Source organism: uncultured Boseongicola sp. (assembly GCF_937988555.1).
Lineage (GTDB): Bacteria > Pseudomonadota > Alphaproteobacteria > Rhodobacterales > Rhodobacteraceae > Boseongicola.
The window spans coordinates 1-5,583 of the sequence record NZ_CALJXO010000325.1 but is presented as its reverse complement, the minus strand read 5'-3'; the positions used below and the strand labels follow the sequence as shown (position 1 = coordinate 5,583).

At 55.2% G+C, this 5,583-nt stretch carries 4 protein-coding genes; all 4 read right to left on the bottom strand.

The window, feature by feature from the left end; genetic code table 11:
* Positions 1-1,351, bottom strand: a 1,351-nt coding sequence (gene purL / locus Q1B15_RS19520; protein WP_299757003.1) for a phosphoribosylformylglycinamidine synthase subunit PurL, incomplete at its 3' end; no start/stop codon positions are given.
* 120 nt (positions 1,352-1,471) lie between these two features.
* On the bottom strand, positions 1,472-1,903 hold the full coding sequence (locus Q1B15_RS19515; protein ID WP_299757000.1) for an ACT domain-containing protein: 432 nt from the start codon (positions 1,901-1,903) through the stop codon (positions 1,472-1,474).
* A gap of 107 nt (positions 1,904-2,010) precedes the next feature.
* The gene (polA, locus tag Q1B15_RS19510) at positions 2,011-4,809 is read right to left on the bottom strand and encodes a DNA polymerase I (RefSeq protein ID WP_299756998.1); all 2,799 of its coding nucleotides are present in this window, start codon (positions 4,807-4,809) and stop codon (positions 2,011-2,013) included.
* Positions 4,810-4,910: 101 nt separating this feature from the next.
* Complete coding sequence (locus tag Q1B15_RS19505) at positions 4,911-5,504, bottom strand: hypothetical protein (protein WP_299756996.1); 594 nt, start codon at positions 5,502-5,504, stop codon at positions 4,911-4,913.
* Positions 5,505-5,583 lie beyond the last annotated feature (79 nt).

Here is a 5,583-nt window from a genome sequence, read left to right as displayed (position 1 = left end):
CGGATGTGAAGGCCAACATCTTTTCGGTACCGTGCACACGGACGATGCCCGCGCCAAGGCCCGGCGCCTGAACTGTGTCGGCCATGACCTGACTGTCGTATTGCTCCCAAACCCAGTGTTTGCGCGCGTAGTTTGGCGAGGTGATCAGTGCGGTAAGGCCTTCGATCGGATCAATTTGCGGGGTGTCTGACAAAGCCGTTGCCGCCGGTGTTTCGATCCATGGGCGATCATATTCCGGAGCGGTTGATGCGAGCTTTGACAGCGGCAAATCCGCCATGACCATTTCGTTGTGGATGATCAGAAAGCGGTCTTCGGCGATGGTTTCGCCGACAATCGCAAAATCGAGGTCCCACTTGTCGAAAATGGCTTTTGCTTCAGTCTCTTTCTCCGGTTTCAGGACCATTAGCATCCGCTCCTGGCTTTCGGACAGCATCATTTCATAGGCGGTCATCGCCTGTTCGCGCACGGGCACGAGGTTGAGATTCAACTTGATGCCCAGCTGGCCCTTGTCACCCATTTCAACGGCCGAACAGGTCAGGCCTGCCGCGCCCATGTCTTGAATGGAAATAACCGCACCAGACGCCATAAGTTCCAGAGTTGCTTCAAGCAGGCGCTTTTCGGTAAATGGGTCGCCGACCTGGACCGTGGGGCGTTTTTCTTCGATTGTATCGTCAAACTCGGCCGATGCCATGGTTGCGCCCCCCACGCCGTCGCGTCCGGTTTTTGCGCCTAGATAGACGACGGGCATGCCGATGCCTGATGCTGCCGAATAGAAGATTTTGTCGGCGTCAGCCAGACCTGCGGCGAATGCGTTCACAAGGCAGTTGCCATTGTAGGCGCGGTGAAAACGAACTTCGCCGCCAATCGTCGGTACTCCGAATGGGTTTCCATACCCGCCGACGCCTTCGACAACGCCCGCAACAAGGCGTTTTGTCTTGGGATGGCTGATCTCGCCAAAAGACAGCGAGTTCATTGCAGCGATAGGGCGCGCGCCCATGGTGAAGACGTCGCGCAGAATGCCGCCGACACCGGTTGCAGCCCCTTGGTAAGGTTCGATATAACTTGGGTGGTTATGGCTTTCCATTTTGAAAACAACGGCTTGTCCATCGCCGATATCGACAATGCCCGCGTTTTCACCGGGCCCGCAGATGACTTGAGGGCCTTCCGTCGGCAAGGTGCGCAGCCATTTTTTTGACGACTTATACGAACAGTGTTCGTTCCACATGGCCGAGAATATACCAAGTTCTGTGAACGTCGGGGCCCGCTCCAGTATGCTGAGAATACTGGCGTATTCGTCGGGCGTAAGGCCATGGGCGGCAATGAGGTCTTGGGTGATGGCGGGCTCGGTCATGGGGTCGGCCTCAAAAGGTCGTTGGCGGAATGGCCAATGTCTTAAAAGACCTGTGCAGGATGGGAAAGCGCGAAAGCGGCCAAGCGCAACAAATGCTGCGCCCTCGTGGTCAGCTTTCGGTTATACCAGCTTGTCTGAGGCGCGCTTTTGCAAGCTGCGCAAAGCTTCGACCGCTTCATCGGCGCGGCGCGCAGGCACGAAGATGTGATCACTGTGGGCCGCTGACACGACATTGGCTGGTATTTCACGCTTTTCCAGCGTTCGAAGCACGGCGCGTGTAACCCCGATTACGTCAGGTGGGATGTTTGCGAACAGGGTGATCTGGCGCAGTGTCAGATCGAAAATCAGGCCAAGGCGCACGGCCTCGGTACGTGGGATGATCAGGGAAACGCCCTGATCTTCTATGAAGAACGCGCGCGCAACGGCCATGGCGTCGCCCGAATCCGCATTATGCAGCATCGAACAGTAAACGAACGTGCCGGGCTGCAAAATCGGAGCCAGGCTAGCAACGCTTTCTTGCAAGGCGCGCTCGGGAGAATAGTCGTCGGTCATATGGCTCACTTACTTAGTTCTCTTGCATTACGCCGCCTTTGGCAGCCTGCAACAATGGGAAATATCCGAAGATTACGTCATTTTTTGGAATGTCGCGCTAACAAGGCTTAATGTGCCTCGGCCCAATTGGTCCCCCGGCCCGCATCGACCGTCAACGGTACCGCTAGATCAATGGCTGGCATCGAGGCATTTTCCATGACGCCTTTTGCAATCGCAATGAGATCATCGGCAGCACTTTCCTCGACCTCGAACAGCAATTCATCATGGACCTGAAGAAGCATCTTGGCGGGTAGTTTCGCAATGGCGTCAGGCATACGGATCATGGCGCGTCGGATCACATCTGCGGCCGTTCCCTGAATAGGCGCATTGATCGCGGCACGTTTGGCAAAACCTGCGTGCGGACCACGATTATTGATCTCGGGCGTGTTGATTTTGCGCCCAAACAGCGTCAGGACGTAGTTGTGTTCTTTTGCGAAGGCGACCGTGTCGTCCATATAGGTTCTAATGCCGGGAAAACGCTCGAAATATCGATCAATAAAGCCCTGTGCCTCGTCGCGCGGGATGCGCAGGTTGCGCGCCAGACCAAAGCCGGAAATACCGTAGATCACGCCAAAATTGATCGCTTTTGCCTGACGGCGCACGTCAGGTGTCATCTCGGCTAGCGGCACATTGAACATCTCGGACGCGGTGGCAGCATGGATGTCCTGCCCCTCAAGGAAGGCTTGCTTCAGGGCGTCAATTTCGGCGATGTGTGCAAGAATGCGAAGCTCAATCTGGCTGTAATCAAGGCTCACCAGCACATGACCCGGAGTGGCGATAAACGCCTCACGAATGCGCCTGCCTTCTTCCGAGCGCACAGGAATGTTTTGTAGGTTGGGATCGGTCGAAGCGAGGCGCCCTGTATTGGCCCCCGCGATCGAGTAGGATGTATGAACACGACCAGTGTCGGTGTTAATGTGATCCTGCAAAGCATCAGTGTAGGTTGATTTCAGCTTTTGAACTTGCCGCCAATCAAGCACTCTCCCGGGCAAATCATGTTCGGTGGCAAGATCCTCAAGCACATCAGCAGGCGTCGAATACTTGCCGGACTTGCCTTTTTTGCCGCCCGGCAGCCCCATGTTTTCAAATAGAATTTCGCCGACTTGTGCGGGGCTTCCGACATTAAAACTATGACCAACAAGCGCATGAATTTCGTCCTCCAACTGCGCCATTTTCTGTGCGAAAGCGTTCGACATCTTCGACAGGACCTCACGGTCAACTTTGATGCCTGTCATTTCCATTTCCGCAAGCACCGGGATCAACGGCCGCTCTAGCGTCTCATAGACAGTCGTCACCTGTTTTTTGTGTAGTTCCGGCTTGAACAACTGCCACAAGCGCAACGTGATGTCGGCGTCTTCGGCGGCGTATTTCACCGCGTCATCCACACCGACACGATCAAAGGTGATCTGTGACTTGCCGGAACCAAGAAGTGTTTTAATCTCAATGGGATGGTGTTCAAGGTAGCTCTCGGAAAGCTGACCCATGCCATGATTGTGAAGCCCTGCGTACATCGCATAAGACATCAGCATGGTGTCATCGATCGGAGCAACATTGACTCCGTAGCGCGCAAAAATCTTGGTGTCGTACTTCATGTTCTGACCGATTTTCAGAATCGAAGGGTCTTCCAGCAGCGGCTTCAGTATCTTAAGTGTTTCCTCAAGATCCAACTGACCCTCAGCCAGTTCATTGGATCCAAACAGATCGTCCACCGGGGACGCCTTATGGGTCAGCGGAATGTAGCACGCCTGCCCTGCCTCGATGCACAGCGATACGCCGACAAGTTCAGCAACCATTTCGTTCAACGAAGTGGTTTCGGTATCAACAGCCACATAGCCGCGCGAACGCGCCTGCGCGATCCATGTTTCCAATACCTTAAAATCGTTCACTTTCGTATAGCCTGTGACATCGAACGGCACAGCCGCAGGCATCGCGGTATCAGCGGACACAGTGCCCTCGATTTCGGGGATCACCGGGACTTCCACGTTCAATGCCTCGGCGATGCGCCGTGTTGTTGTTCGGAATTCCATGGCGCTGAGAAACCCCAGCAGATCTTCGACGACCGGCTCCTTCACCTCAAGCGTTTCTAGAGCATAATCAAGGTCCATCTCGCAGTCGAGCGTCACAAGCGTTTTGGAAAGCAGGATCTGGTCGACGTTGTCAATTAGGGTTTGGCGACGCTTTGGTTGCTTAATCTCTTCCGCGCGTTCAAGAAGCGCTTCTAAAGTACCGTATTCATTTATTAAAAGAGCCGCTGTTTTGACGCCGATCCCAGGTGCACCCGGCACATTGTCGACGCTGTCGCCAGCCAAAGCCTGCACATCAATCACCTTATCCGGCGTGACCCCAAACTTTGCCACCACGCCATCGCTGTCAATACGGGCATTCTTCATAGCATCGAACATTTCGACACCGCCACCAACCAATTGCATAAGGTCCTTGTCAGACGACACGATGGTCACGCGGGCCCCCGCATCCCGCGCCTTGCACGCCAACGTCGCTATGATGTCGTCCGCTTCAAACCCTTCCTGTTCAAGACAGGCAATGTTGAAGGCGCGCGTTGCATCGCGGGTTAGCGGTATTTGCGGGCGCAAATCCTCGGGCATCGCTTCGCGGTTCGCTTTGTATAAGTCATAGAGATCATTGCGAAACGTATGGCTGCCTTTGTCAAAAACTACTGCCGCATGGGTCGGTGCATCCGGGCCCTTGTTGTCCTGAACCGTCTTCCACAACATGTTCACAAAACCCGACACAGCCCCCACCGGAAGCCCGTCCGATTTGCGCGTCAGCGGCGGCAATGCGTGGTAGGCGCGGAAGATGAAGGCGGAACCGTCGATCAGATGCAGGTGATGCCCCTTGCCGAATGCCATGTCTACGCCCCTTATATTTGCTCATCGGTTGATGCCTGAATGCGCTTAACTGCGCAACGGTTTGGACGCGTGTCTCGCGACGGTTTTATCGGCGTTTGGCATTATTGAAGCGTGGCGCCTACAGGCAGAGATTCACGCGTTCCAGACGCGATCTCAGCGCGCCAACGGGCATGAACAACTTCTTGCGGTATCCAGTCATACCGCGTGTCTTCTTGCACTGTGTCCCAGAAAAGCCGCCCACCAAAACGCCAGGGATCCAAGACCATCGCATCGTTAAGCGCGCCACCATTTGGGGTCAAAAGCGCAGTCGAATGATCGATCAGCCAGTCACTTTCCGAATTTGCAATCGCGCGTTTCACGTCCAGTGTCTGGAAATCCTCGGCAAGAAGACGGTTCTCAAGATCTTCGGCCCAATGCCAGCAAAGGCCGCGTGGCCGGAGCCCCATATTGACCTTGGTGTTATGGACCAAGGGCGGGTCGGTAATTCCGTATTCTTGCGCTAAAACAGCCGTATAAGCAAAAGCAATTCTGGCAGCACGCGCCGCTTCTTCGGGGTCGACGTCAGGCCCAAGCGCCAAAAGTCCTGCCTCTAGCCGCGCGACCTCGGCTGGTGCAATATCAGTCGGCCCGTACCTTCCACAGGCCGCCAGAACCAGCATCGCAACCCCGGTCAAAGCCCACTTTATTCCCAGCACTGCCCTGCCCTTTATTCTTGATAACTCCGAGGGCAACGCCCCCGACGGATCACCTTGCGTCAGCGAAGCGACATCTTAC